The following is a 23,024-nucleotide window of genomic DNA, read 5'->3' on the forward strand; positions in this document are numbered from 1 at the left end:
GAATCATGGGGTCACGGAGCCACGGGACACCCGGCGGCTATGTCGTCGCCGCCGGCCTCGCGCGGTCCCTGAGCAACTCCGCCATGTGCTCGGCGAACTGGAGGAGCCGGGCCAGTACCGCACCGTCGCGGGCGCGGCCGAAACCGTGGCGACGGCCCCAGAACGCGGCCTGGACAGCGTGGAGCTGGGTCCAGCGACGGGCGCGGTCCCGGTCGAGTTGCGCCGCTTCGGCGAAGATGTCCAGAGCGCGGTGGACGGTCTTGCGCAGCTCGCCCGCTTCGAGGTGCAGAAACACCGGCCCCCGCGCCGTGAGCAGCGTCCCCGCGTCGTAGGCGGGGTCTCCCGCGCACCCCTTGGGGTCGATGGCCAGCCACGGCTCGCGCTCGGCGCGCAGGATGTTGCGGGCGTGGAAGTCGCCGTGGATGAGGGTGTCCGGCTGGTCGCGGCCCAGTTCGCGGACGGTCGCTCGCGCGGCGCCCAGCGCGCCCCGGGACAGCCCGTGCGGCAGCTCCCGGGCATCCTCGCGCAATCGCTCCTCCCAGCCGTCGGCCTGATCCCGCAGCCGGGGCAGGCCGGGTGGGGCGGGGACGGCCAGCCGGCGGTGGAGCCGCCCGGCGACCGCCGCCACCTCGTCGCCGTCCTCGACGTCCGCCAAGGTCGCGGTCCGGGCCCGCTCCAGCAGCATGGCGAACCGCGCGTCCTCGCGCTCCCGCAGCCGGACGGCCCCGCGCCCGTCCCAGGCCGTGAACGCGTCCGGCTCATGGACGTTGCCGGGGTGGGGGAACGACACCTTGAGTACGTCCTCCGCTCCGGCGGCGGCGTCCTCCGCTCCTCCTGTGCCCTCCGGTTCTGTCCCCTGCGGCTCTTCCGGCCCGTCCGCGTGCCCGCTCCGCCGCCGCACCGGCACGATGATCCCCACCCGGCCGTGCAGGACCTCGCCCGCCGGTACGCGCGCCCAGCGCTTCGACAACTGGTCCACGATCAGGGGCAGTTCGGCGAGCCACGCGGCGCCGGGCTCCCCCTCCCGCTCGATGGTGCCCTGCGCGAACGCCTCCGGTACCACGATCATGCGGGCACGTTACGCGACGGCGGGCCCCCGGCCCTGCCGGGGCCGGGCCGAGGCCGGGGGCGGACCAGGACGTCCGCGACGGGAAGACGGCTGTGGTGCGCTGTGACTATGCTGCGGGCGTGGCGGCATCAGCTTTCTGAGGCTGGTGTGGTGACCGCCGTCACCGCTGCGCGCGGCCGACCGCCGTCGTCCAGGCCGCCGCCGAAGCGCTCATCCGCGCCATCCGGCATCGCCGACCGAAAGGGTGCCCGTGCGCCACTCCACCCCGGTGGACGGCTCCCCCCCCTCGCCCGCACCGGCCGCGAACCCCCCGTGCCCGTGCCGGGGTTCACCTTGGTGACTGCCGGGCCGACGGCATCCGCGTCGGCCGCTTCGAAGTTTTTCCGGCTGGCCGTGAACTTTCGCGCCACGCCGCTCATCGAACCTCGCGTCCGGTCTGCTCCGGCCACGGGGGCCGGGCAACAGCACCACCGCGACAGGTCGGCGCGGCCGCTCGGCCGTGCGGGCCACACCCCCACATGTGGTGAGTACCCCCCCACCCTGAACGGAGAACGAATGCGTAGGAGACGGGAGAGACCCACCGGGGCAGGCGTCACAGCGCCCGCCCTCGCGGCCCTCGTCGCGCGCTGATTCCGGTCCACCGACCAGGCGCTCCGCCCCGGCTTCCGCAATGCCATCGGGCGGACGCCTGCCGAGAGTCCGGAACGACGCACACGACGGGCCCTTTGTCCCGCCGGCTCCCCGCCGTGCCACGCCTGCCGTGCCACGCCTGCCGTGCCATGCCGTGTGCGTCACGCCCTCGTGCGTCGTCACGCGCTGCGGAACGGGCGCTGCGCGGATCCGGCGCGGCACGGTGCACGGGTTTCGTCGTCCGGCCTCTCACAGCACCACAGTTCACCCAGTCAATGCGGATATGGAGCGATTCTTCTTGAGTTCCAGAATTCTGACCAAGCGCAAGACCATCATCGCCGCCTGCGCCGGTGGTGCGCTCCTGGTCGCCACCCCCCTCGTGGCCAGCGCCACCACCTCGGACACGCCGGAGCCGCGGCCGGCGCCGGCCATCGCGGCCAAGGGCGCCTCCCTGCTGGACGGGAGCGGCAAGGTCCTCTACGGCAAGACCGAGAACAAGGCCCGGCCCATGGCCAGCACGGCCAAGATCATGCTCGCCACCGTGGTGCTCGACACCAAGGACGTGGACCTGGAGCGCCAGGTGCCCGTCAAGCAGGCGTACCGCGACTACGTCACCGAGCACGAGGCCAGCACCGCCGACCTCAAGACCGGTGACAAGGTCACCGTCCGCCAGCTGCTCTACGCCTCCCTGCTCCCGTCCGGCGCCGACGCCGCCTACGCGCTCGCCGACACCTTCGGCACCGGCGCGACCCCGGAGGAGCGGAGCAAGTCGTTCATCGGGAAGATGAACACCAGGGCCGACGAACTCGGGCTGAAGAACACGGAGTACGACAGCTTCGACGGCACGAGCAAGACGACCTCCAGCACCCCCGCCGAACTGGCGCGACTGGCTCAGCACGCCATGCAGAACCCCACCTTCCGTACGGTCGTCAGCACCAAGACGTACAAGGGTGACGCCCCGGCCGAGAACGGCGGTACGCGCACGTACACCTGGGCCAACACGAACAAGCTGCTCGGCTCGTACAAGGGCGTGCTCGGCATCAAGACCGGGACCACGACCCCGGCCGGCCCCTGCCTGGTGTTCGCGGCGGCCCGTGGCGAGAAGAACCTCGTCGGCACCGTCATGAACAGCAAGGACCGGTACGACGACGCGGCGAAGCTGCTGGACTACGGGTTCGACACGAACTCCGTGGAAAAGATGAAGCTCCGCAAGCTCCCGACTGGCGCGCAGGCCGACTGATCCGTTCGGAACGCCATTGAGGAGGGCGCGGCCACGAGGGTGGCCGCGCCCTCTGCCCGTTCCCGTGCCCCGCTCGTTCCCCGGCTCGGTCCCGGGAGGGGCAGGCCGCCTCGGACCGCCTCCGAGCTGGTGCGTACGATGCTGGTGTGAAGCGGGACGGGTACGAGGCGGACAGCCGGCGGTCATTGCCGGCCCGAGCCGTACTGGTCGCCCTGCTGCTCGTCGGACTGCTGGGCATGCACGGGCTGGGTTCCCCCGCCCCGTCCCACGGCGAGTCGCACCCCGGGGCCCCGCACGCGGCCGACGCCCCGACGGACACCATGCCCGCCGTGCCCGCCACGGCGTCAATGGAGTCCGCGGCGTCCGTGACCTCCGTGCCCGATGACGGCGGCCCCCGGCAGGAACGGGCGTGCCACGGCCACGGGGACGGGTCCGCACACCACAGCGCCCACGCGGACGACCTGTGCGCGGCCGGCGGCATCTCCGGGGCTCCCGCGCTGTCCGTGCCGGACGTCTCGTCCCTGGCCCCGGCCCACTCCGCGCTCCGGCCGCACCTCCCGGCGCGGTACGAACCCGAGGGCGGACGCGCCCCGCCGTCCCTGGCCGAACTCCAACTCCTGCGGATATAGCCGCGCCCGCACCGCGCCCGCGCCCCCTGGGGAGCGCGCGGGCGGGTGCTTCGGCATGTTCGGATCCGTACCACGCAGGAGTGACACGCATGACCAAGACCCGTTCCCTGATCCGGAACATCTCCCTCACCGCAGCCCTCGCGGCCACGGGCCTCGCCCTGACGGCCTGCGGCAACGACGACGCCCCGGCGAAGAGCGGCGACGGCGGGACCAAGGCGGCCGGCCACAACAAGGCCGACGTCGCCTTCGCGAAGGGCATGATTCCGCACCACCGCCAGGCGGTGGAGATGTCGGACCTGGCCGCGAGCCGGGCCTCGTCGGGCGAGGTCAAGAACCTCGCCAAGGAGATCGCGAAAGCTCAGGACCCGGAGATCACGACCATGTCCGGCTGGCTGAAGTCCTGGGATGTGAAGGTCCCCACCGCCATGCCCGGCACGGAGCACGACGGCATGAAGGACGGAGGCATGAAGGACGGAGGTATGAAGGGCGGCGGCATGGACCACGGCGGCATGGACCACGGCGGCGGCCGGGAGATGCCCGGGATGATGGACCGGCAGCAGATGGACCAGCTGAAGTCCTCCTCGGGCAAGGACTTCGACACCCGGTTCCTGACCATGATGATCGACCACCACAAGGGTGCGGTCGAGATGGCCGAGGCCGAGCGGAAGCAGGGCGTGTACGGCCCCGCCAAGAAGCTCGCCGACGACGTGATCAGCACCCAGAACGGTGAGATCACCCAGATGAACAAGCTCCTCGGCAAGAGCTGACCCACCCGCCGCGCGGGAGCGGGGGCATCGCGCCCGCTCCCGCGCGGGACCCACGTCCGGGCCGGAATCCGCCGGAACCGGAACCGGAGCCGGGACCGAGACCGGAAACCGGAGCCGGAACCGGGCTCCGCCCCGGGGCCGCCGCTCCCGCCGGAGAGCCCGGCTCAGTTACCCACGCCGAGGCCGGACATGAACGCGGCCGGGTACCGGTCCCCGCGCGCGGCACCCCGCGGCATCGCCTTCTCGATCTCGGCGAGGTCGGCTCCGCTGAGCTCCAGCTCCGTCGCGGGCAGCGCCTCGGCCAGCCGCTCGCGGGTACGGGCGCCGACCAGCGGCACGATGTCCTCGCCCTGCGCGGAGACCCACGCGATGGCCAGCTGGGCGACGGTGCAGCCCTTCGCCTCGGCGACCCGGCGCAGTTCGTCCACGAGAGCGAGGTTGTGGTCCACGTTCTCGCTCGCGAAGCGCGGGCTGAAGCCGCGGCTGTCGTCCGGGCCGGCGGTGTGGCCGGCCGTCCAGTGCCCGGAGATGAGACCGCGGCTCAGTACGCCGTACGCGGTCATGCCGATCCCCAGCTCGCGGAGCGTGGGCAGCACCTCCGCCTCCACCGCGCGGGAGATCAGCGAGTATTCGATCTGCAGGTCGGCGACCGGGTGCACGGCGTGCGCCCGGCGGATCGTCGCCGCGTCCACCTCCGAGAGGCCCAGGTGCCGCACGTACCCGGCGTCGATCATGTCCTTGACCGCGCCCACCGTCTCCTCGATCGGCACTGCCGGGTCCAGCCTGGCGGGACGGTAGATGTCGATGTGGTCGGTGCCCAGCCGGGTCAGCGAGTAGGCCAGGAAGTTCTTCACCGCCTCGGGACGGCAGTCCGGCCCGCCGAACGCCGAGCCCGGCCCCCGCAGCATGCCGAACTTGACACTCAGCGTGTAGCTGTCGCGGTCCCGGCCGCGTAGCGCCTCGGCGAGCAGCAGCTCGTTGTGGCCCATGGCGTAGAAATCGCCGGTGTCGATCAGTGTGACACCGGCCTCCAGCGCGGCGTGCACGGTGGCGATGCTCTCCGCACGGTCGGTCGCCCCGTAGGCGTCCGACATGCCCATCGCGCCCAGACCCAGCGTGGAGACGGCCGGTCCGGTGCGGCCCAGGGTTCGCGTCTGCATCAGTCTTCTCCTTCGTTTCGATGTCCTCTCCCTCACTCTGCGTCCGGCCCGGAACGCCCGAAAGCGGAGCGCTCATCATGGGAGTCCCGCTCCCTGGCTCGCCGCGCGGGTGCGAGAGAGCATGGAGGCATGCAACGCGAACAGCTCGCCGACTTCCTGCGCCGCCGCCGCGAGGCGATCCGCCCGGCCGAGGTGGGCCTCACCGATGCTCCCCGCCGCCGCACCAGCGGCCTGCGCCGGGAAGAGGTGGCCATGCTCGCCGGGATGTCGGTGGACTACGTCGTACGCCTGGAGCAGGGCCGCAGCAGTCAGCCGTCGCCCCAGTTGCTCGGCGCGCTGGCCCGCGCCCTGCGTCTCTCCGACGACGAGCGCGCTCACCTGTTCCACCTGGCAGGACACCGGCCGCCGCCCGCCGACGGGGTGGCCCGGCTGGCCCGCGCCGGCCTGATCCGCATGCTCGATCTGCTCGGTGACACTCCGGCCCTGGTGATGTCCGACCTGAGCGAGGTCCTCGCCCAGAACCGGGCGTCCGTCCTGCTGTCGGGCGATCACACCGGTTACTCCGGCGACCGGCGCTACATCGCGTACCGCTGGTTCACCGATCCCGCCGCCCGCGCCGTGAGCCCGCCCGAGGAGCGGGCGCGTCAGTCCCGTCAGCTCGTGGCCGACCTGCGCGCGGCGACCGGCCGCAGATCCGGCGACCCCACGGTGGCCGGGCTCGTCGAGCGGTTGCGGGCCGCGAGCGCCGAATTCGACCGGCTCTGGGCCGGACACGAGGTGGCGGTGCGGCGCGCCGACCGCAAGACCATGCTGCACCCTCGGGTGGGCAGGCTGACGATGGACTGCGAGACCCTCGTCACTCCCGACCAGCGTCAGCAACTGCTGGTGCTCACCCCGGCGGACGCCGAGGCCCGCGAGCGGCTGGAGCTGCTGCGGGTGCTCGGCGTCGAGGAGTTCCCCACAGGGGCGGGGACCACGGGGGCCATGGGCCCGCCGGCTCGCTGAAGCGCCCGGCCGGCCGGCGGTTGTCGTGGTGATCTCCCCGTGTCACGTGGTGATCGCCCGTGCCGTAGGGTCGGCGGATGGCGAAGTATTTCGACGTGCACCCCGAGAACCCGCAGCGCCGCACCATCAGCACCGTGGCCCAGAGCATCCGGGACGGTGCGCTCATCGCGTATCCCACGGACTCCTGCTTCGCACTCGGGTGCCGGCTCGGCAGCCGGGACGGGATCACCCGGATCCGGTCCATCCGGAATCTCGACGACCGCCACCACTTCACGCTGGTGTGCCAGAACTTCGCCCAGCTGGGCCAGTTCGTGCAGGTCGACAACGACGTGTTCCGCGCGGTGAAGGCGGCCACGCCGGGCCGCTACACCTTCATCCTCCCCGCGACGAAGGAGGTGCCCCGGCAGCTGCTGCACCCCAAGAAGAAGACGGTGGGGGTCCGCATCCCCGACCACGTCGTGGCCCAGGCGCTGCTGAGCGAACTCGGCGAGCCGCTGCTCTCCAGCACCCTGCTGCTGCCGGACGAGGAGGAACCGCTGACCCAGGGCTGGGAGATCAAGGAACGGCTCGACCACGTGGTGGACGCCGTACTCGACTCGGGCGACTGCGGTACCGAGCCCACGACGGTCGTGGACTTCTCCGGCGGAGAACCCGAGATCGTACGGGAGGGCGCGGGCGACATCTCCCGCTTCGCGTAGCCGCGTCACCGGCCGCCGGGCCGGTCACGCCGGCCGGTTCGCGGGCCGCGCCTCCGGCTGCCCGGCGCGTACGTGGCCAGGGCGCGCACGGGCGCGGGCGGGCGGCGCACTCCCAGGGCCGTACGCAGCGGTTCGTCCAGCAAGGTGGCGGTCACCGCCGAGGCGAGCGGGGCCAGCGGGGCGGGCAGTCGGGCCGCCGGCAGACCCGCGCTGGTGGACCGCCACAGTGCCCGCGCCGCCTCGGTCGGAGCGAAGTGCCGGGTCTCGCAGGTGTCCATCCGGCGCGCCACCTCCGCCAGCCCGCCTGCCGGGGACGGCGGGAGGCCGAGCGCCGCCGCCAGGTCCCGGTGGAAGGCGTACGCCGTCGCCCGCTCGTCGTCGGTGACGGGGCGGTGCCCGTGGGCGTCGATGAACCGCAGCGGGCACACGGTGAAGCACGCCAGCACGTACTCCATCAACTCCGGTGTGATGCCCGGACGTTGATGTGCTGGTGCAGCCTCTTGAGCGTTCCCCGTCCCTCGTCGCTCTGCAGCCCGTGTCCGATCAGGGTGAACCTGGCCACGCCGGTCGCCTTGGCCCGGCCGCGCGGCTCGTCGGTCATCCGTCCGGTGCCGTGCAGCACCCGCGCGATGTCCGGAATGCCGAAAGTCCGGACGAAGCCGAGGGCGAGGCCGATCCGGGACTCCCGGGGCATCGTCTCCAGCACCAGCCGCGTGGAGGCGCCGTAGGCGGCGCGATCCTCCCGGTCCCCGTACGGACTGTGCCGGTCACGCCGGTCACGCTGTCCGTGCCGTTCATACCCTTCGTGCCGTCCACGCCGCTCGCGGCCGGTGTGTTCTTCGTGGGTGTCGTCGTCGGTGGCGGTCACTGGTGGACCCTCCTTGCCGCGGGCCTCGTTGAGAGGGTCGTGCGCGGGCGTCCGTCCGCTCGTGCCGGTGTGTCGAAGGCGGAGAGTAACGCTCTTGCCAGCGCCGGGCCATCACCGAGCGGCCTGCGGCGAAGTGCCCGCTTTTCCGCCCCGCGGCCGATCGTGTGAGCGGGCCGTGCGGGCGCGGACGTGGCCCGGAGTGGTGGGGCGGGGCGGCCGGACGGGTCTGACACCGTGGCGCGCAGTGCCCAACGCCCCAGCCCGCACCGGAGGGACCGCAACCGTGGCCGTCGTACTCTCGGTGCTGTTCGCTCTCCTCGCGGCCGTGGGAAACGCCGGGGGCACGGTGCTCCAGAGGGTGGCCGCGCGCCGGGTGCCGCTCGGCGACGCGTTCAGCGTGCGTCTCGTACGGCGGCTCGTGCACAGCAAGGCGTGGCTGTGCGGGATCGCCGCCATCGTGGCCGCCGCCGTCTGCCAGGCGCTGGCGCTCACCCTCGGCTCGCTGTCCCTGGTGCAGCCGCTGCTGGTGACGGAGCTGCCGTTCACCCTGGTGCTCGCCCGCGCCGCCTTCCGGCGCAGGCTGGCGCCGCTCGGCTGGGTCGCGGCGGTGACCGTCGCCGCCGGACTCGGGCTCGGACTGGTGGCCGCCTCGCCCACCGGCGAGCCCCGCGAGGTGGCGGCGGCGACGTGGACCCTGGCCCTCCTGGCGGCGGGCGCCGCGATGGCCGTCGGTGTGCTCGCCGCACTGCGGCGCCCCCAGGGCAAGGCCCGTGCCGCGCTGTTCAGTTCGGCCTCGGCGATCGGCTACGCGGTGACCGCGACCTTGATGAAGTCGGCGACGGACACCTTCAGCGAACGCGGCGCCACCGCGTTCTTCACCGCCTGGCAGACCTACGGCCTCTTCGTCGCCGGAGCCTGCTCCCTCTTCCTGCTCGCCAACGCCATGGAGGCCGGTCCCCTCGTGGCCTCCCAGCCTGTTCTCACGCTGGGTGAGGCGCTGGTGAGTCTCGCCCTGGGCATCGTGGTGTACGGCGACAACGTCCGTACCGGATGGTGGCTGATTCCCGAGGCGGTGGGTGCCGTCCTCATCACATGGGGAACGCTGATCCTGCCCGGTCTCGATTCGGGGGACAGCGAGACGTCGGCCACGTGAGACCGCCGCCGAACACCCGCTGCCGTGTGGTGTGTTCGGCGCTCCGGCCGTCAAGCGCGCCGCACCCGGTGCGGTTCCGCGGCGCCGCACCGGCTCGTTGACGTCCCCGCCCGCGCTCCCTGATGTCCTTCCCGAAACCTGGAACAGGCCCGAACAGGCCCGAACAGGCCCAACAGAGAGGCGAACAAATACTCCCTTCCGCCGAAGAAAGCCCGCGCGGGGCCAGCACACCGAGCCTCTGCGCCCCCGTGCGTCACAGACCTTTCCGGCAGCTGGCTGCCGCCCGGTGCGCCAGCGCCTTCGACAAGACGATGGCCCCCGTCGTGCTGGCCTTCGCCGTCCTCGACATCGGCGGCTCGACGCTGGACCTGGGCCTCGTCATCGGAGCGCGCTCCCTCGCCCTGGTGGCGTGCGTCCTCGTCGGCGGTGTGGCCGCCGACCGGTGGCCGCGCGTGCGGGTCGTGCGGGGATCGGGACTTGCCTCCGCCCTGGTGCTGGCCGCCACCGCCGGCAGCGTCCACAGCGGATGCGCCTCGGTGCACACGCTGCTCTGGCTCAGCCTGGCGGGCGGCGGTCTCGCGGGCATCTCGCTGCCGGCCCTCTCGGCGCTCACCCCGCAGACGGTGCCCGAGGAGCTGATCCAGCAGGCCAACGCCACGGCCCGGATGGGTGCCAACGCCGCCATGTTCCTCGGGGCATCGGCGGCGGGCATGCTCGTGGCGGTCTTCTCCGCCGCGGTCGGCATCGCCGTCGATGCGGCCGTCTGTCTGGTGATGGCCCTCTGCTTCCTCGGCGTCAGCCGGGCGCAGGACGCGCGGACGAGGCAGGGCCGGACGAGTCCGGTCACCGAACTGCGGGAGGGCTGGCAGGAGTTCACGCTCCGACAGTGGGTGTGGGTGACCACCCTCTCGTTCGCGGTGATCAACGCGGCGGGGGCCGGTGGCCTGCAGGTGCTGGGCCCGGTGGTGGCCGACGCCTCCTTCGGCCGTGCCACCTGGGGGTTCGCGCTCGCCGCACAGACTGTCGGCATGCTGTGCGGGGCCTTGCTGGTGACGTGGTGGCGGCCCGTCCACGCCCTGCGCAACGGCGTCGTGCTCTCGGCGCTGGAAGCGGTTCCGCTCGCCGTGCTCGCGTTCTGGCCCAGCACGCTCCCGCTGGTCATCGCCATGTTCCTGTCCGGGGTGGCCATCGAGCAGTTCGGCATCGCGTGGGACGTGTCGCTCCAGGAGAATGTCCTGGCGGACCGGCTGGCGCGTATCTACGCCTACGACACGCTGGGCTCCTATGTGGCCATCCCGCTCGGCCAGGTCCTGGCCGGACCCCTCGCCGACCGGCTGGGGGTGCGAGCGACGCTGGTGACGGGGGCCGTTCTGGTCGCGGTCTCCGTCGTGGGGGCCCTGTGCGGCGACAGCTTGCGAAGCTTGACGCGCCGCGGCGGCGCCACCCGGTCGAACAGCTGACGTCGTCGATGAACTCGCGCCGTCCGTGTCCTTTGTCATCCAATCGAGGCGTTTGACAGCGAACTCAGTCGTTTCGGTTTTTCTGACAGTGAATCTAGTCGGAGGGGTGATCACGCTGGGGGTGTCGAATGTCGGTATCGACAGGGGCGGAGAGCACTGCCCCGTACGTAGAGGTGTCGTGTCGTGTGGACGACAAGCGCGGGAGCAAGCGGCGTCGTCCGTTGCTGGACTGCGCGACGGTGAGGTTCGAAGACGCGGTGCCGGTCCGGCCGTTTCGGTGGTCGTGGGGTGGGCGCCACTTCCCCGGGTGGTACTGGGCGGCGACGACAGGGCAGCACGTCGGTTTCGAGGCGTGGTTGGAGCGGGACCGGCTGGTGCTCATGGACTTCGATCCTGCGGTGGTGGGGATGGCGTCCCAGCCGTTCTGGCTGCACTGGCACGACGGGGAACGTGAGCGCCGGCATGCCCGGACTTCTTCGTGCGCCGGGTCGATGGCCCGGCGGCTGTCGTCGATGTCCGTGCCGACGGCTGGATCGCTCCGCGGGACGCCGAAGCGTTCGACTTGACGCGCCGGGCCTGCGCGGAAGTTGGGTGGAAGTTTGAGCGGGTGGGGGCGCCGGAGGCAGTGCTACTGGCGAATGTCCGGTGGCTCTCACGCTACCGGCACCACAGACCGGATTCCGGTCGTCTATGTCACCGTCCCGCCCGCCGCGACCGCCCGCATGATTGCGACCGAGTTCGCGCGCTTCCTGGGTCTGCCGGTGCGGGCCCGATCGAATATGGCGGACATCATCGAGGCTGTCGTCGGTGTCTGCACCGACACCCGCACGGCTCCGGTGCTGGTCGACGAACTCCACAACATCTCGCTCACCAGCCGCCACGGCGCCGAAGTCGCCGACACCCTCAAGTACTTCTCCGAACGCCTGCCCGCCACTTTCGTCTATGCCGGCATCGACATCGACGAATCCGGGCTGCTGTCCGGGACACGCGGCGCCCAGATCGCCGGCCGCTTCACCCTGATCCCCTCCCGTCCCTTCCCCTGCAACAGCGAATGGAAGGGCCTGGTCGCCACCATGGAGGACACCCTGCGGCTGCACGAACACCGCTGCGGCACGCTCACCGACCTGGACCGCTTCCTGCACAACCACACCGGCGGCATGATCGGCTCTCTCTCCCACGCCATCCGCGGAGCCGCCCTCGACGCCTTCCTCACCGGCACGAGAAGATCACCAAGAAGAGCCTCCAGATCATTCCACTCGACCACACCTCCCACACCGCGGCGTCGATGGCCACGAAGACCGCAACGTCCCGATGAAAGGCGAGCTGCCGCCCCGGCCACTCGCCCGAAGCTCTCGAACGGGCTCGCCGACGCCAACTCCCTGGACGGCATGAACAGATCACGTCGGCGCCTACCCAGGAAGAATCCCTTCACCCGACGCCAGGACCTGGCCCACCGCATCACCCAAGAGGCCCGCAGCGGCACACACATCCGCATGCTCGCAAAGCGCTACAACCTCCGCAACTGGGACGTCCGCCTCGCCCTGGAGACCCCACGCCTGACCCCGCAGAGGCAGGACCGGTGACCCACCCCGTCAAAGGCGAACTCGCCGACCTGATCGAGAACATGATCAGCCGAAGGCGCAATGGAAGGCAGATCTGGACAGAACTCATGGATCAGTACGACTACTTGGTCACCTACGACAGCATCCGCCACTACATCAGATACACGCGATCCCGAACGGCGTCAGCATGAGCAGACTCGTAGACCTCCAGCGTCCTGAGCCCCCGAGCTCCGTGGCACCTCGGTCGACCAGCCGGCTCACGCTGTGACTTCGGGATGTTCCGGGCCGAGGTAGTGCACGCGCGTTTGCTCGGCGTGGAGCATCAGCAGGCCGTGCAGCTCCTCGGCGGCGATCTTGAGCAGGTGGCCGTCACGGGAGGCGTGGAGGGTTTCGAGGACGAAGGCGACGCGGGTGGAGTCCTCGGTGACGCGCGTGTGGTGGGCGTCGCGGTGGTTCCAGTGCCGGGTCAGCACACCGGTGGTGTCGGTGTAGATGATCTCGCCGGGCTTGGGGTTCTCGGTGGTGTCGGGTTCGCCGAGCGGGGTGAACTCCTCGGTGCCGTCCGCGTAGCGGATCTCGACGTCGCCGGTGACGTGGTCGAGGTCGAAGGCTCCTGCGGGCAGGCCGTGGTGGACGGAGACGGCGTTGTAGGAGTCGACGGCCGGATTGATGCGCGGCAGGGTGCCCTTCTTGGCCATGCGGCGGCCCAGGGCGTCGACGCTGGGGCGGATGCGGCGGGGGTTGGTGCCGAAGGAGCGGTAGGCGGTGTGCCACGCCTCGATCCGCGGGTCGCTCTCGTCGGCCGGGGTCCAGGTACCGGCGGCCAGCTGCTGTTCGAGGTCGTCGAGTGCGGCGGCGGTGTCGGGCCAGGGTTCGCGGCCGCGCAGTCCGCTGGCGGTGACCACGGCGATCAGGGTGTCGGGGAAGGCGTTGGCGACGGCGGGGGTAATGCGAAAGGCGGTCATGGGCAGGGCTCCGTTCCGAGGTGGTGCGGGGTGGGCGGGGTGGGCGGAGTCAGGGTTTCCAGGGCCCGATGCGGTCCAGGCGGCGCCGCTGCTGGAGAGCCGTGGGCTCGTCGAGGGCCTGACTGCGGGCGGTGAGGTGGTCGGCGACGGTGGCGCGGTGCTCTACGGGCTTGTGGTCGTCGTACTTGAATTTGGCCCGGACCTCCGTCACCTCCAGCCTCAGGCCGCGGATGCCGGGCAGCATCCGCCCGTACGGCGCCTTGTCGACCTCGATGGGTGCGTGGTCGCGGTCAGGCTGGAAGTGGGCCATCTGTCGGCGCAGTAGCTCGGCCTTGGCATCCGGCTCGTCGACGATGTGGGCCCGGCAGATGAATTGAACGGCGGCGTAGTAGCTGGTGGGCACGCCCTCGGTGGGAGGCGTGCCCGGCTTGGCGCGCCAGGGGCCGGGGACGAAGGCGTAGTCGCCGATCACGGTGAAGGTGACGTTCGGGTCGTACTCGATCGAATCCCAGACCGGGTTCGGGCGGGCCAGATGTATCAGCAGCTGACTGCTGTCGGGGACGAAGTGGGTGGGCACGGTGGTGGGTGCGTGGCCGGGCAGGCCGTTGACGCTGAGCAGTCCGAAGTCGTGGCCTTCGGCGATCCAGGTCTGCCATTCGGCCTCGTCCAGGGCGGCGTCCCAGGGCTGGATGAACATGCGGGGGCTCCTTGAAGTGCGCAGGGTGGTCAGGTGAGGGCGAGGAGGCTGACGGCGACCGCGGCTGCGCCGAGGCCGATGATCTGTCCCTTGTGGATGCGTTCGGCGAGCACGCTGCGGGCGAGCAGGACGGTGCCGGCCGGGTAGAGGGCGGTGATCACGGCGACCACGGTGAGGTCGCCGCTGCGTGCGGCGAACAGGAACAGCAGGTTCGCCAGCGAGTCCAGCACACCGGCGGCGGCCGACAGGGCGTAGGCGGGCTTTTCGGAGCCGAGCCTGCGGTGCAGGAGTCCGGCCGCGGTGAGCGTGACGGCCGAGGAAACCGCTCTGCCGGTGATCAACGGTGCTACGCCGCTGTCGGACGGTGCCTGGTGCAGGAAGATCAGCTGCAGTGCGATGGCCGCGCCCGCGCCGAGGGCCAGCAGCAGCGCCGTGCGCGACGGCCGGGACGAGCCCGTTCCGTGTCCGGCGCTGACCAGCACGACCGCGACCAGCGCCAGCGGCAGACCCACAAGGCCGGCCGTCCCCAGGTGCTCGCCGTGCAGGAGGCCCACCGTGACCGGGAGCGCGGCGGACACCAGCGCGGTGACCGGGGAGAGCACGTTCATCGGGCCGATGGCGAGGGTCTTGTACAGCAGGGCGAACGCGGCGGCCGAGGCCACCCCGGAGGCGGCTCCCCAGCCGAGCGCGGCGGGGCTGAACGAGGCCCCGAGCACGGGCCACAACAGCAGCTCGACCGCCAGGCTGGCCGGCGCGGCGACCATCACGGTGCGGAGCACGTGGGCCTTGCGGGCGCCCAGGCCGCCGAGGAAGTCGGCGCATCCGTAGGCCAGTGAGCTGCCCAGGGCCAGCAGTAGAGCTATCACGAGACGATCCCTTACGATCACAGTAGAACGACCAAACCGTACAATGGAACGACCACCCTCTGTCAACCTAACGACCGAGTGGTGCGTTACATTGACCGACCGATGGGGATGGTGACCAGGTGACCGAGACAGAGGCGGCCCTGCGCACGCTCGCGCATAACGTCCGTTCAGCTCGTACTCGCGCCGGCCTCTCCCTGGACGAGCTCGGCCGTCGGGCCAAGGTCAGCAAGGGGGCCTTGGTGGGGCTGGAGAAGGCGCAGGGAAATCCGAACTTCGCGACCCTGGTCCGGCTGGCCGACACGCTGGGTGTCTCGGTCTCCGCGCTGATGGACGGTCCGACCGAAGGGCGCGTCCGTGTGGTCTCGGCCAGCACAGTGATGCCGCTGTGGGCGGGCGAGCGCGGCAGCGAGGCCCGGCTCATGCTGACGACTTCGGGCCCCGCTCCGGTCGAGGTGTGGCGCTGGCGTCTTGAGCCGGGCGAGGAGTACCCCAGCCACCCTCATCAGACCGGCGTCGTGGAGACCGTCAGCGTCACCGCGGGTGGCATGGTCCTGGTCGTCGACGATACGGAGCACCCCGTCGAAGCCGGGCAGACCGCCACGTTCGACGGTGACGCCCCCCATACCTATCGCGGGGTGGGCGACGAGCCCTGCCACCTGATCATGACCGTCCATCTGCCACCCGGGCCCGCGTCCGCGGCCTGACCAGGCTACGGACGCGGGCCCGGGTGGCAGTCTTGAATGACTGGGTTCGACTTCTCTGACAGTGAATCCAATCGCGGCGGCCGCCACACCCAGCCCAGCGGGTCCCGGCCGAGACGACTGTGGATCTTGAACGCGCCAGTCGGGCACGCCCCCGTCCCGCGCATGCCCCGTCTTGCCAGCGCAATGGCCTGCCCTCGTCGGTGCGCTGGGCAACGCTTGCTCGTTCGCCGGGCTCTCCGCACGCCGGTGCCGCGTCTGCCTTCGCAGGCATCGGCCACAGCTGGGTCGCGGTGCCGGATGTCGGCGACGCCAATAGGGTCCGCTTTCCCTGGGTCGGCGAGGAGGCGTAAGCGGTTGGTCTGATCCGCCGCCGCACCATCTGCCCTGCTGTGTGCGGGCTGATGGACGCGCTTCCCTTCGTCGACTACGCCGCAGCCGTCCCTGGTCGCAGGGCGAAGGGCAGCTCGGAGGGGGTACGACCGTGCCTCACCACCCGGCTGGTGACGGCGTCGCGATACCGCACGACGAGCCGGGCGATGGAGGGGAGCTACGCGGTGACTGCTTCCGTGGCCGGGGTGTCGTCGTCGAAGGTCATCTCCGGTGCGGGCCGGCGGAATCCCTTGGTCAGGAAGGCCAGGTAGACGGTGCCGATCGCCAGCCAGACGCCGCCGATCCGGAGTGCGTCGTCACTGAGCTTCGTGAGCAGGTAGACGGAGACGGCGGCGCCGATGGCCGGCATGACCAGGTACGAGAAGAGGTTGAGGGGGCGGCCGTGCCTGCGTTCGCGGACCAGGTGGGCGATCACGCAGAGGTTCACCAGGGTGAAGCCGAGGAAGGCGCCGAAGTTGATGAACGAGGTGGCGGTGGTCAGGTCGAGTTTCAGGGCGAGGACACCGGCGGCCGCGGTCAGCAGCAGGTTCAGGACGGGCGTGCCGGTCTTCTTCGACAGGTTGCCGAAGACCGGCTTGGGCAGTGCGCCGTCGCGTCCCATGACGTACATGAGGCGGGCGGCGGAGGCTTGCAGGGCGATACAGGAGGCGACGGATCCGGCGATGGTGACGAAGTTGATGATCTCGGCGTACGTCTCGCCGCCGACCTGCACCTTCAGGTGGTAGGCGGCCGCGTCGACGTCGGCGAACTCCGCGCCGGGATGGACCAGTTGCATCACGAAGGACAGCACGATGAAGATCGATCCGGCGGCGATGACGCAGCCGATGATGCCTCGGCCGATCGTCCTCGCCCCGCCTCTGGCCTCCTCGCCCAGCGTGGAGACGGCGTCGAAGCCGAGGAAGGAGTACGCGGCGATGGCGGCGGCCGCCGTGACCGCGCCGATCGACGTGCCGGAGTTCCACACGGCGTCCGTAGCAGGGGCGGAGGAGCCGTGCTTGCCGAGGAAGACGACACACAAGGTGGCGAAGAGGACCAGTGATCCCAGAGCGATGAACATCAGGACCTTGTTGACGCGGTCCGCGAGCTTCATGCCGAAGACGTTGATGGCGGTGGTGAGGCCCACCGAGACGATCAGCCAGACCCACTTGGGTACGTCGGGGAACTGGGCGTTGAAGTAGATCGCCGTGATCAGCCAGCCGACCATCGGGATGAAGAAGTAGTCGAGCAGCATCGCCCAGCCGGACAGGAAACCGATGCGGCTGTCGAGCATCTTGCGGGCGTAGGTGTAGACCGATCCCGCGCCGGGCACGGCGCGCGCCATCTTCGCGTAACTCAGCCCGGTGAGCAGCATCGCGACGGTGGCGACGGCGAACGCGGTCGGGGCCGCGCCGCCGCTGGTGGCGGCGACCACGCCGAAGATCGTGACTACGATCCCGGGCGAGATGTAGGCCAGGCCGAACAGGACGACGGAGAAGAGGCTCAGGTCGCCCTTCAGCCTCACCGTGCTCTCTGTGCTCTGTGTGGTCTCGCTGTTCAACATCGCGGCTCCTCGGTGGGGTGGGCGGGGTTCCAGGTGGCGGGGTCGATGCGGCCCCCGTACAGCGGGAGTTCAAGGGCGGGGTCGCCGGGGCGGAACTGGTCCCAGACCCGGTTGAGACCGGCGGTGCCGTAACGGCGGACGTTGCCGACCTCGTCGAGGTCGATCACGTCGGTGAGGGTGCAGTCGCTGGCGTCGGCGGTTTCGGCGCGCACCGTGCCCTGCGGATCGATGACGAGGCTGCGGCCGACCCCGGAGGGAGCGGCGGCGTTGACGCTGGCGACGAAGACCTGATTGGTGATGGCGTTGGCGCGGTTGAGGACGACTTCCTGGGCGCGGTCGCTTGTTGTCGTGCGGACCACGTTGACGATCAACTCGGCGCCCATCCAGGCCAGGTGGCGGGAGATCTCCGGGAACCAGGTGTCGTAGCAGATGGACAGTCCGATGCGGCCGACCCCGGGGAGATCGACGACCTCGAACCGGTTGCCGGGTGTGGTCGTCTCGTACGGGCGCCACGGGCAGATCTTGCGGTACGCGGCGAGGCGCTCACCCTGGGGTGAGTAGACCGGTGCCGTGTTGTGGACGAGGTCACCGGCGCCCCGCTCGTAGACGCTGCCGGGCACCAGCCAGATGCCCAGATCCCCCGCGAGCTCGACGAAGGCCGCATCGCGTTTGCCGTCGAGCGGCTCGGCCGCCTCCTCGGGGGCGGCCGGGACGCCGGTGGCGCTCTCGCCGAGGTGCAGTTCGGGATAGACGACGAGGGAGCCGGGTGCGCGCAGCTTCACGCGCCGCTCCACGTCGGCGGTGAAGCCCTTGAGGTCGTCGGCCGGGCGGCCGGGCGCCTGGGCGAGGACCAGGGGCAGGGGGTGGGCCATGCGGGAACACCAGCCAATCGAAGGAACTGTTCGAGGAGAAGTCGACGGAGATTCGGGCGCCGATCACCCGGAATTCCGGTGGGACAAGAATGCAGCCAGTCGGCCATAGCCTCAAATACTTGGCAGTGCTGGTTATCATGCCTGCGAGGCATGCAGAGGTCATACCTCGTCCGACTCCCGAGGGGCCACCGCCATGGAACTCCGAGTGCTGCGCTACTTCCTGACCATCGTGGAGACCGGTTCGGTCACCAAGGCCGCCGAGGTGGTCCGCATCGCCCAGCCCTCGCTGTCGCGCCAACTGCGCGGCCTGGAAAGGACCTTGGGGATGACACTCTTCGACCGCGGCGGCAAGCAGATGGTCCTCACGGCGGCCGGCCGGCGCTTCCTTCCCCTGGCCCGCGACCTGGTCGCCCGCGCGGACGCCGCCGAGGCCGCGGTCGGCGCGCTGGCCGCCGGTCGTGCCATGCGGATCACCGTGGCAGCGCCGCCCACCACCATCACCGACGTGATCGCACCGTTCCTGGCCACCTGGGGACCGGAAGATCCGCTCGTCACCGTGCAGGCGGAGAGCCCGGCACATGCGTACCAGGCCCTTGCCAGGGGCGCCGACGTAGCCATCTCCTCAGCACCTCCGAGGAGTCGTTTCGCCGGGCTCCCGGTGGCCCGCCTGCCGCTGTGGGCCTACGTCCGTGCCGACCACGCCTGGGCGGACCGGGACCGCGTCACCATCAGAGAGCTTGCCGCACAGCCCCTCACCGTCCTCACCCCGGCGCACCGCACCCGCCGCATCCTGGACAACGCCGTGCAGGACGCGGACGCCTCGTACGACATCCTGCTCGAATGCGACACCCCGCACGTCGTACAGGCCATGGCGGCTTCGGGCCATGGCGTCGCCGTGGTCTCCGACGATCCCCGCTTCGACCTGCACCCGCTGCTGATCCTCGACAACTCCGGCGAACCGCTGCAGATCCACCTGCACGCGGCGTGGGATGCCGACCACTACGCGCTGCACAGCGTCGAGGCGTTCGCGGCCGGGCTGTCGCGTTTTTGCGTCGAGCGGTACGGGCCGCAGGTCGCCGCCCGCCTGTGAACTGCGGCGACGACTACATGGAGGTATGCCTGATAGGCAGCCTGGCCAGACCGGGCGGGCATTGGACGGTGGACCGGGCACGCCCCATCATGCGGCGATATCCCGCCACGCGGCGGGGTCCCGCCTCAGTCACCGACCGAGAGGACCTCGGGCCATGTCGAGATCGTTCCCTGTCCGACGCAGACGCCGTGCCGCTGCCGTCGCCGCCGTGCTCGCGGGGCTTTTCGCCGTCCCGCTGCCGACGATGGTGGCGCCCGCCGCAAACGCCGCGACCGCACCCGTGCCGGGTGATCCGCTCACCGGAAGCGGTGCGGTGAACCGGACCCGGCTCACCGCCGCCCAGCTCACCGGGGGCAGCGCCGAGGACACCGTGCCCGACAGTGCCTTCGCCCTGCCGGCGCGAGCGGCGCCACCCACCCACAGCTTCGAAGGCACCCTCACTCTCGACGGCCTCGCCACCGCCGGCGGTTTCCGGGCGCTGAAGGACCCGGACGGATACGCGGATGCGGCGGCGACCCGGCATCTGCCGCCGGTCGGCATCGCGCTCGTGCAGAACGGCAGCCACCTCGTCCCGGCGAAGCGAGGGTTGCAGTACACGGGGAATCCGGCGTGGAACCTGGCGATGGGACCCGGCCGCGCGTGGAACGAGGACGGCGACGGCCAACGTACTCGCGCCTCACTGCCGTTCGCGCTGATCGAGCGCAACGCCAACTGCGTGCACAACGGCGCCCTTACGTTCCTCTTCGACAACACATCGATCTCCGAAGTCCGCTACCAGATCACCACGGAGACCTGCGAGTACTTCCAGTTCGACATGTGGGGCCAGGTAGCGGCCGACTACCGGCCCGGCCCCGTCGAAGGCGCTGAGAACCTGCGCGACGCGTACGCCTCCGAGGTCAAGGACCGCCTCCCGACCAAGCCCATCTCGGCGCTGGCCGGCGACTACCCGGACAGTGGGGTGGACGTCTCGAAGTTCGGTTCCGGCGTCACGCCGTCCGCGCTGAGCACCTTCGGCTTCTACTTCGGCGGGGTCCACTACGTGGGCAACTGTCGTACCCGGCAAGGGGAATACCCGTTCTGCGGCCAGATGCTGCTGCCGTCGTACTCGACCGCGAAGTCGGCGTTCGCGGGAACAGCCATGCTGCGTCTGGCGCAGCGCTACGGCCCGGCCGTGGCCCAGGAGAAGCTCTCCGACCGGATCCCCGAGGCCGCAGGCAAGACGGCCTGGAGCGGCGTCACCCTCGACCAGACCCTCGACATGGCCACCGGGAACTACACCTCGCCCGGCTACGAGACCGACGAGTCGGGTCGCACCATGGCGGACTTCTTCGCAGCCGAGCCCTACAGCGACAAGATGCGACTCGCCCTGTCCTTCCCGCGTAAGGCCAGGCCCGGCAGCACGTGGGTCTACCACACCTCGGACACCTTCCTCGCCACCCGCGCGATGAACAACTACCTGCGGGACAAGGCTGGTTCGGGCGCCGACATCTTCGACATGCTCCGCGACGACGTACTCGGACCCCTCGGTGTCGGGCCCGACTCCCTCGTCTCCTCCCGCACCGGCAACAGCCCCGGCGGGGTAGCCTTCGGCGGCTACGGCATGTTCTGGACGCAGGACTCCGTCGCCAAGTTCGCGAAATTCCTCAACAACGACCACGGCGCCGTAAACGGCAAGCAGCTCCTCGATCCGGCACTGCTCGCGGCCACCATGCAACGCACACCGCAGGACCGGGGCATGACCACCACGGGCGCCAAGCCCATGAAGTACCAGAACGGCTTCTGGGGTCGCGAGTTCACCTCCGCCGACAACGCCGCCTACACCAGCCCCTTCTACGTACCGTTCATGTCGGGGTACGGCGGCATCACCGTCGCGATGATGCCGAACGGCGCCAGCTACTACTACTTCAGCGACAACAACGAGTTCAGCTGGAACGCCGCCGTCGCCGAAGCCGACAAGCTGGCGCCCATGCCCGGCGCGGCAGCTACCGCGAGGTAGACCACATCGAACGCACCCTTGTCGGCCGGGGATGTGCTTCGCCTGACGATGACCGTTGCCGGGGTGTGCCACCCGAACCCTTCCAGGTCCGTTAGGAAACTCGGGCCGGCCGACAGGCGCTGAGGGGTGGCCAGTTCGGCCTCCTGCGTGGGGTCAGGCTCCTGCCCATCGGGGGCTACAACCGGCGGGCAGGAGCGTGCCTGGGTGCGTCACCGGAGCGGGATCGCGATCAAGCAATGACGCGCCCAGATTCTACTGACCGCTCCCACGCCTGGGGCCCATCAGAATCTGCGACCGCTGCTGGCGAAGACCCATTCAGCGCGCCATCCGGTCGCCCCATGAGGCGGGAAACCTCGCCTGCTGGCGGAGCCGTGACCAGCGCTCATTGCCGTACAAGCATCCTCATGTACAGCCTTCACTCTCCACCGCTGTCGGGCATCTCCTGAGTGAATGCCAGCTTCCCCCTGGACATCCAACTCAGTCGCCCCAGGTCAGCCCACTCCACCCGACTAACTTCGCTGTCAAAGGACAGTCCGCCAGCTGACTTCGGCCAGGGGCTGGCTGACTTCCGCGAAAGACCCGGCAGTACCTGTTCGGAGCCGGAGCCGGAGCCGGCCCGGGGTCCGGCCACCCGCGCGTCGAGCCCGAGTCCGAGCCCCGTACCGACACCGGCCAGGTCACAGCTGGCGTCCCACAGCCGTTCCGCCGACGTCATGTCCTTCAGCACCTCCCAGAGGGGCTCGGCCCGCGGCCTGCCGCGCAGGCCGAAGACCCGCGGCCCCCACAGCGTGCCGCCGGTCGCGGCCGGATCAGGACGGCCGCACGGCGGGCCACGCTCCGGCCTCCTTGCCCTGGACGACAAGGCGCGCGGGCAGCCCGGCCGGCGCCTGCCCCGCGCCGCGCTCGTGCACCGGAGGCCGTGCGGGCGTGAGTGGGTCCAGCGCGCCCCCGGGATGGGCCAGGACGCTGAGCACCGTATGGCCGCCCGCGCGCAGCCGCCGGTCGAGTTCGAGGGCGAAGTGCATCTGCGCCGGCTTCGAGCGGCCGCAGGTGCGCTTGGGCTGGTAGTCCTGGGTGGACTGGAGATCGTCGAGGTCCAGGTGTTCGGTCCTCGCCGCGAAGCTGCCGACCGTGACGACACGGGCGGCCGGCGCGGCCGACAGCAGCGGCGCCAGCCACCTGGTCAGCGCGAGGTGGCCGAGGTGGTTGGTGCCGAACATCAGCTCGTGGCCGTCCCCGGTCTCCCGGCGCGGGCGGCTCGTCGAGCGCCACCCCGGCGTTGAGCACCCGCGTCGAGGTGTGCGGGACCCAGCGCGGCCGGCGCCTCCGCCGACGACTTGAGCGACCCCAGGTCGGCCGGGTCCAGCGGGAGATGCCGAACTCGGGCGCCCGGGATGCGGGAGCGGAGGGAGGCCAGCGCCGCTTCGGCCCTGGCCGCGCTCCGGCTGCCCAGGACGACGGTGGCGCCGGTCTGCGCGAGCTGCTCGGCCACGAAGTAGCCGATGCCCGCGTTGCCGCCGGTGACCAGGAAATTCCTGCCGTCGGCACGCGGCAGTCCGCGCACGTTCCCGGGCTGGGACGGGGATACGGCGGGCACGGTGACTCCTCGGACCGGGGCCGGAAGCAGAGAACAGAAGAAGCGGAGGGAACGGAGGGAACGGAG

The 23,024-nt window shown here is 70.8% G+C and carries 21 protein-coding genes and 2 pseudogenes; 13 read left to right on the forward strand and 10 right to left on the reverse strand.

Annotated elements, in window-relative coordinates:
• Positions 1-37: 37 nt before the first annotated feature.
• Positions 38-1,069, reverse strand: a complete 1,032-nt coding sequence (locus tag ABD339_RS10735) for an aminoglycoside phosphotransferase family protein (RefSeq protein WP_344564635.1) — start codon at positions 1,067-1,069, stop codon at positions 38-40.
• Positions 1,070-1,997: 928 nt separating this feature from the next.
• On the opposite strand from ABD339_RS10735, the gene ABD339_RS10740 reads away from it, so the two are divergent.
• The 3 genes from ABD339_RS10740 to ABD339_RS10750 all read left to right on the forward strand — a co-directional run bounded on the left by ABD339_RS10740 (position 1,998) and on the right by ABD339_RS10750 (position 4,335).
• On the forward strand, positions 1,998-2,939 hold the full coding sequence (locus ABD339_RS10740) for a D-alanyl-D-alanine carboxypeptidase family protein (RefSeq protein ID WP_344564640.1): 942 nt from the start codon (positions 1,998-2,000) through the stop codon (positions 2,937-2,939).
• A gap of 146 nt (positions 2,940-3,085) precedes the next feature.
• Positions 3,086-3,568 carry a DUF6153 family protein gene (locus ABD339_RS10745; protein ID WP_344564642.1) on the forward strand — a complete coding sequence of 161 codons (483 nt, stop codon included), beginning with the start codon at positions 3,086-3,088 and terminating at the stop codon, positions 3,566-3,568.
• 89 nt (positions 3,569-3,657) lie between these two features.
• A complete protein-coding gene (locus ABD339_RS10750; protein WP_344564644.1) occupies positions 3,658-4,335 on the forward strand; it encodes a DUF305 domain-containing protein in 678 nt (225 codons plus the stop codon).
• 164 nt (positions 4,336-4,499) lie between these two features.
• On the opposite strand, the gene ABD339_RS10755 is transcribed toward ABD339_RS10750, so the two are convergent.
• On the reverse strand, positions 4,500-5,495 hold the full coding sequence (locus tag ABD339_RS10755) for an aldo/keto reductase (protein ID WP_344564646.1): 996 nt from the start codon (positions 5,493-5,495) through the stop codon (positions 4,500-4,502).
• Between the two features lie 129 nt (positions 5,496-5,624).
• Here ABD339_RS10755 and ABD339_RS10760 point away from each other — a divergent pair, with 129 nt between their 5' ends.
• Together ABD339_RS10760 and ABD339_RS10765 are read left to right on the forward strand one after the other, a co-directional pair.
• On the forward strand, positions 5,625-6,500 hold the full coding sequence (locus ABD339_RS10760; protein ID WP_344564648.1) for a helix-turn-helix transcriptional regulator: 876 nt from the start codon (positions 5,625-5,627) through the stop codon (positions 6,498-6,500).
• 77 nt (positions 6,501-6,577) lie between these two features.
• The gene (locus tag ABD339_RS10765; RefSeq protein ID WP_344564650.1) at positions 6,578-7,198 is read left to right on the forward strand and encodes an L-threonylcarbamoyladenylate synthase; all 621 of its coding nucleotides are present in this window, start codon (positions 6,578-6,580) and stop codon (positions 7,196-7,198) included.
• 5 nt (positions 7,199-7,203) lie between these two features.
• On the opposite strand, the gene ABD339_RS10770 is transcribed toward ABD339_RS10765, so the two are convergent.
• The gene (locus tag ABD339_RS10770) at positions 7,204-7,653 is read right to left on the reverse strand and encodes an oxygenase MpaB family protein (protein ID WP_486388539.1); all 450 of its coding nucleotides are present in this window, start codon (positions 7,651-7,653) and stop codon (positions 7,204-7,206) included.
• Entirely contained in the window at positions 7,653-8,066 is a 414-nt protein-coding gene (locus tag ABD339_RS10775; RefSeq protein WP_344564652.1) for a hypothetical protein, read from the reverse strand. The genes ABD339_RS10770 and ABD339_RS10775 overlap by 1 nt, the downstream gene beginning before the upstream one ends.
• A gap of 283 nt (positions 8,067-8,349) precedes the next feature.
• Here ABD339_RS10775 and ABD339_RS10780 point away from each other — a divergent pair, with 283 nt between their 5' ends.
• The 5 genes and pseudogenes from ABD339_RS10780 to ABD339_RS10800 all read left to right on the forward strand — a co-directional run bounded on the left by ABD339_RS10780 (position 8,350) and on the right by ABD339_RS10800 (position 12,262).
• Positions 8,350-9,219 carry a DMT family transporter gene (locus ABD339_RS10780; RefSeq protein ID WP_344564654.1) on the forward strand — a complete coding sequence of 290 codons (870 nt, stop codon included), beginning with the start codon at positions 8,350-8,352 and terminating at the stop codon, positions 9,217-9,219.
• A 248-nt stretch (positions 9,220-9,467) separates the two neighbouring features.
• Positions 9,468-10,679, forward strand: coding sequence for an MFS transporter (locus tag ABD339_RS10785; RefSeq protein WP_344564656.1), 1,212 nt, complete (start codon positions 9,468-9,470; stop codon positions 10,677-10,679).
• A 185-nt stretch (positions 10,680-10,864) separates the two neighbouring features.
• On the forward strand, positions 10,865-11,245 hold the full coding sequence (locus tag ABD339_RS10790; RefSeq protein ID WP_425575953.1) for a TnsA-like heteromeric transposase endonuclease subunit: 381 nt from the start codon (positions 10,865-10,867) through the stop codon (positions 11,243-11,245).
• A 102-nt stretch (positions 11,246-11,347) separates the two neighbouring features.
• Positions 11,348-11,994 (forward strand): annotated as a pseudogene (locus ABD339_RS10795) (TniB family NTP-binding protein); the annotation flags it as partial.
• A gap of 73 nt (positions 11,995-12,067) precedes the next feature.
• A complete protein-coding gene (locus tag ABD339_RS10800) occupies positions 12,068-12,262 on the forward strand; it encodes a hypothetical protein (RefSeq protein ID WP_344564658.1) in 195 nt (64 codons plus the stop codon).
• Positions 12,263-12,498: 236 nt separating this feature from the next.
• Here ABD339_RS10800 and ABD339_RS10805 read toward each other — a convergent pair whose 3' ends face one another.
• Genes ABD339_RS10805 through ABD339_RS10815 form a run of 3 tightly spaced genes read right to left on the reverse strand, consistent with a single transcriptional unit; the run spans position 12,499 to position 14,769 of the window.
• The gene (locus ABD339_RS10805; RefSeq protein WP_344564660.1) at positions 12,499-13,206 is read right to left on the reverse strand and encodes a B3/B4 domain-containing protein; all 708 of its coding nucleotides are present in this window, start codon (positions 13,204-13,206) and stop codon (positions 12,499-12,501) included.
• A 49-nt stretch (positions 13,207-13,255) separates the two neighbouring features.
• Positions 13,256-13,903, reverse strand: a complete 648-nt coding sequence (locus ABD339_RS10810) for an FMN-binding negative transcriptional regulator (protein WP_344564661.1) — start codon at positions 13,901-13,903, stop codon at positions 13,256-13,258.
• A 29-nt stretch (positions 13,904-13,932) separates the two neighbouring features.
• Positions 13,933-14,769 (reverse strand): EamA family transporter, encoded by an 837-nt coding sequence (locus tag ABD339_RS10815; RefSeq protein WP_344564662.1) that lies wholly within the window; start codon positions 14,767-14,769, stop codon positions 13,933-13,935.
• Positions 14,770-14,888: 119 nt separating this feature from the next.
• Here ABD339_RS10815 and ABD339_RS10820 point away from each other — a divergent pair, with 119 nt between their 5' ends.
• Entirely contained in the window at positions 14,889-15,473 is a 585-nt protein-coding gene (locus ABD339_RS10820; RefSeq protein ID WP_344564664.1) for a helix-turn-helix domain-containing protein, read from the forward strand.
• A 547-nt stretch (positions 15,474-16,020) separates the two neighbouring features.
• On the opposite strand, the gene ABD339_RS10825 is transcribed toward ABD339_RS10820, so the two are convergent.
• The gene (locus ABD339_RS10825; RefSeq protein ID WP_344564666.1) at positions 16,021-17,403 is read right to left on the reverse strand and encodes an APC family permease; all 1,383 of its coding nucleotides are present in this window, start codon (positions 17,401-17,403) and stop codon (positions 16,021-16,023) included.
• Entirely contained in the window at positions 17,397-18,275 is an 879-nt protein-coding gene (locus ABD339_RS10830) for a carbon-nitrogen hydrolase family protein (protein WP_344564668.1), read from the reverse strand. Before ABD339_RS10830 ends, ABD339_RS10825 begins: the two co-directional genes overlap by 7 nt.
• A gap of 193 nt (positions 18,276-18,468) precedes the next feature.
• On the opposite strand from ABD339_RS10830, the gene ABD339_RS10835 reads away from it, so the two are divergent.
• Together ABD339_RS10835 and ABD339_RS10840 are read left to right on the forward strand one after the other, a co-directional pair.
• Positions 18,469-19,365 (forward strand): LysR family transcriptional regulator, encoded by an 897-nt coding sequence (locus tag ABD339_RS10835; RefSeq protein ID WP_344564670.1) that lies wholly within the window; start codon positions 18,469-18,471, stop codon positions 19,363-19,365.
• A 154-nt stretch (positions 19,366-19,519) separates the two neighbouring features.
• Positions 19,520-21,361: a serine hydrolase domain-containing protein gene (locus ABD339_RS10840; protein WP_344564672.1), complete on the forward strand. Its 1,842-nt coding sequence runs from the start codon at positions 19,520-19,522 to the stop codon at positions 21,359-21,361.
• Positions 21,362-22,010: 649 nt separating this feature from the next.
• Here the strand turns inward: ABD339_RS10840 and ABD339_RS10845 are convergent.
• Positions 22,011-22,958, reverse strand: a pseudogene (locus ABD339_RS10845) (SDR family NAD(P)-dependent oxidoreductase); the annotation flags it as partial.
• Between the last annotated feature and the right edge of the window lie 66 nt (positions 22,959-23,024).

The organism is Streptomyces axinellae (genome assembly GCF_039532135.1).
Classification (GTDB): domain Bacteria; phylum Actinomycetota; class Actinomycetes; order Streptomycetales; family Streptomycetaceae; genus Streptomyces; species Streptomyces axinellae.

What these genes read in the sequence shown, in the direction of transcription:
- ABD339_RS10735 (WP_344564635.1), bottom strand. Translation starts at nt 1,069, where the DNA reads ATGATCGTGGTACCGGAGGCGTTCGCGCAGGGCACCATCGAGCGGGAG.
- ABD339_RS10750 (WP_344564644.1), top strand. Translation starts at nt 3,658, where the DNA reads ATGACCAAGACCCGTTCCCTGATCCGGAACATCTCCCTCACCGCAGCC.
- ABD339_RS10755 (WP_344564646.1), bottom strand. Translation starts at nt 5,495, where the DNA reads ATGCAGACGCGAACCCTGGGCCGCACCGGACCGGCCGTCTCCACGCTG.
- ABD339_RS10760 (WP_344564648.1), top strand. Translation starts at nt 5,625, where the DNA reads ATGCAACGCGAACAGCTCGCCGACTTCCTGCGCCGCCGCCGCGAGGCG.
- ABD339_RS10765 (WP_344564650.1), top strand. Translation starts at nt 6,578, where the DNA reads ATGGCGAAGTATTTCGACGTGCACCCCGAGAACCCGCAGCGCCGCACC.
- ABD339_RS10770 (WP_486388539.1), bottom strand. Translation starts at nt 7,653, where the DNA reads ATGGAGTACGTGCTGGCGTGCTTCACCGTGTGCCCGCTGCGGTTCATC.
- ABD339_RS10800 (WP_344564658.1), top strand. Translation starts at nt 12,068, where the DNA reads ATGAACAGATCACGTCGGCGCCTACCCAGGAAGAATCCCTTCACCCGA.
- ABD339_RS10805 (WP_344564660.1), bottom strand. Translation starts at nt 13,206, where the DNA reads ATGACCGCCTTTCGCATTACCCCCGCCGTCGCCAACGCCTTCCCCGAC.
- ABD339_RS10810 (WP_344564661.1), bottom strand. Translation starts at nt 13,903, where the DNA reads ATGTTCATCCAGCCCTGGGACGCCGCCCTGGACGAGGCCGAATGGCAG.
- ABD339_RS10825 (WP_344564666.1), bottom strand. Translation starts at nt 17,403, where the DNA reads ATGTTGAACAGCGAGACCACACAGAGCACAGAGAGCACGGTGAGGCTG.
- ABD339_RS10830 (WP_344564668.1), bottom strand. Translation starts at nt 18,275, where the DNA reads ATGGCCCACCCCCTGCCCCTGGTCCTCGCCCAGGCGCCCGGCCGCCCG.
- ABD339_RS10835 (WP_344564670.1), top strand. Translation starts at nt 18,469, where the DNA reads ATGGAACTCCGAGTGCTGCGCTACTTCCTGACCATCGTGGAGACCGGT.
- ABD339_RS10840 (WP_344564672.1), top strand. Translation starts at nt 19,520, where the DNA reads ATGTCGAGATCGTTCCCTGTCCGACGCAGACGCCGTGCCGCTGCCGTC.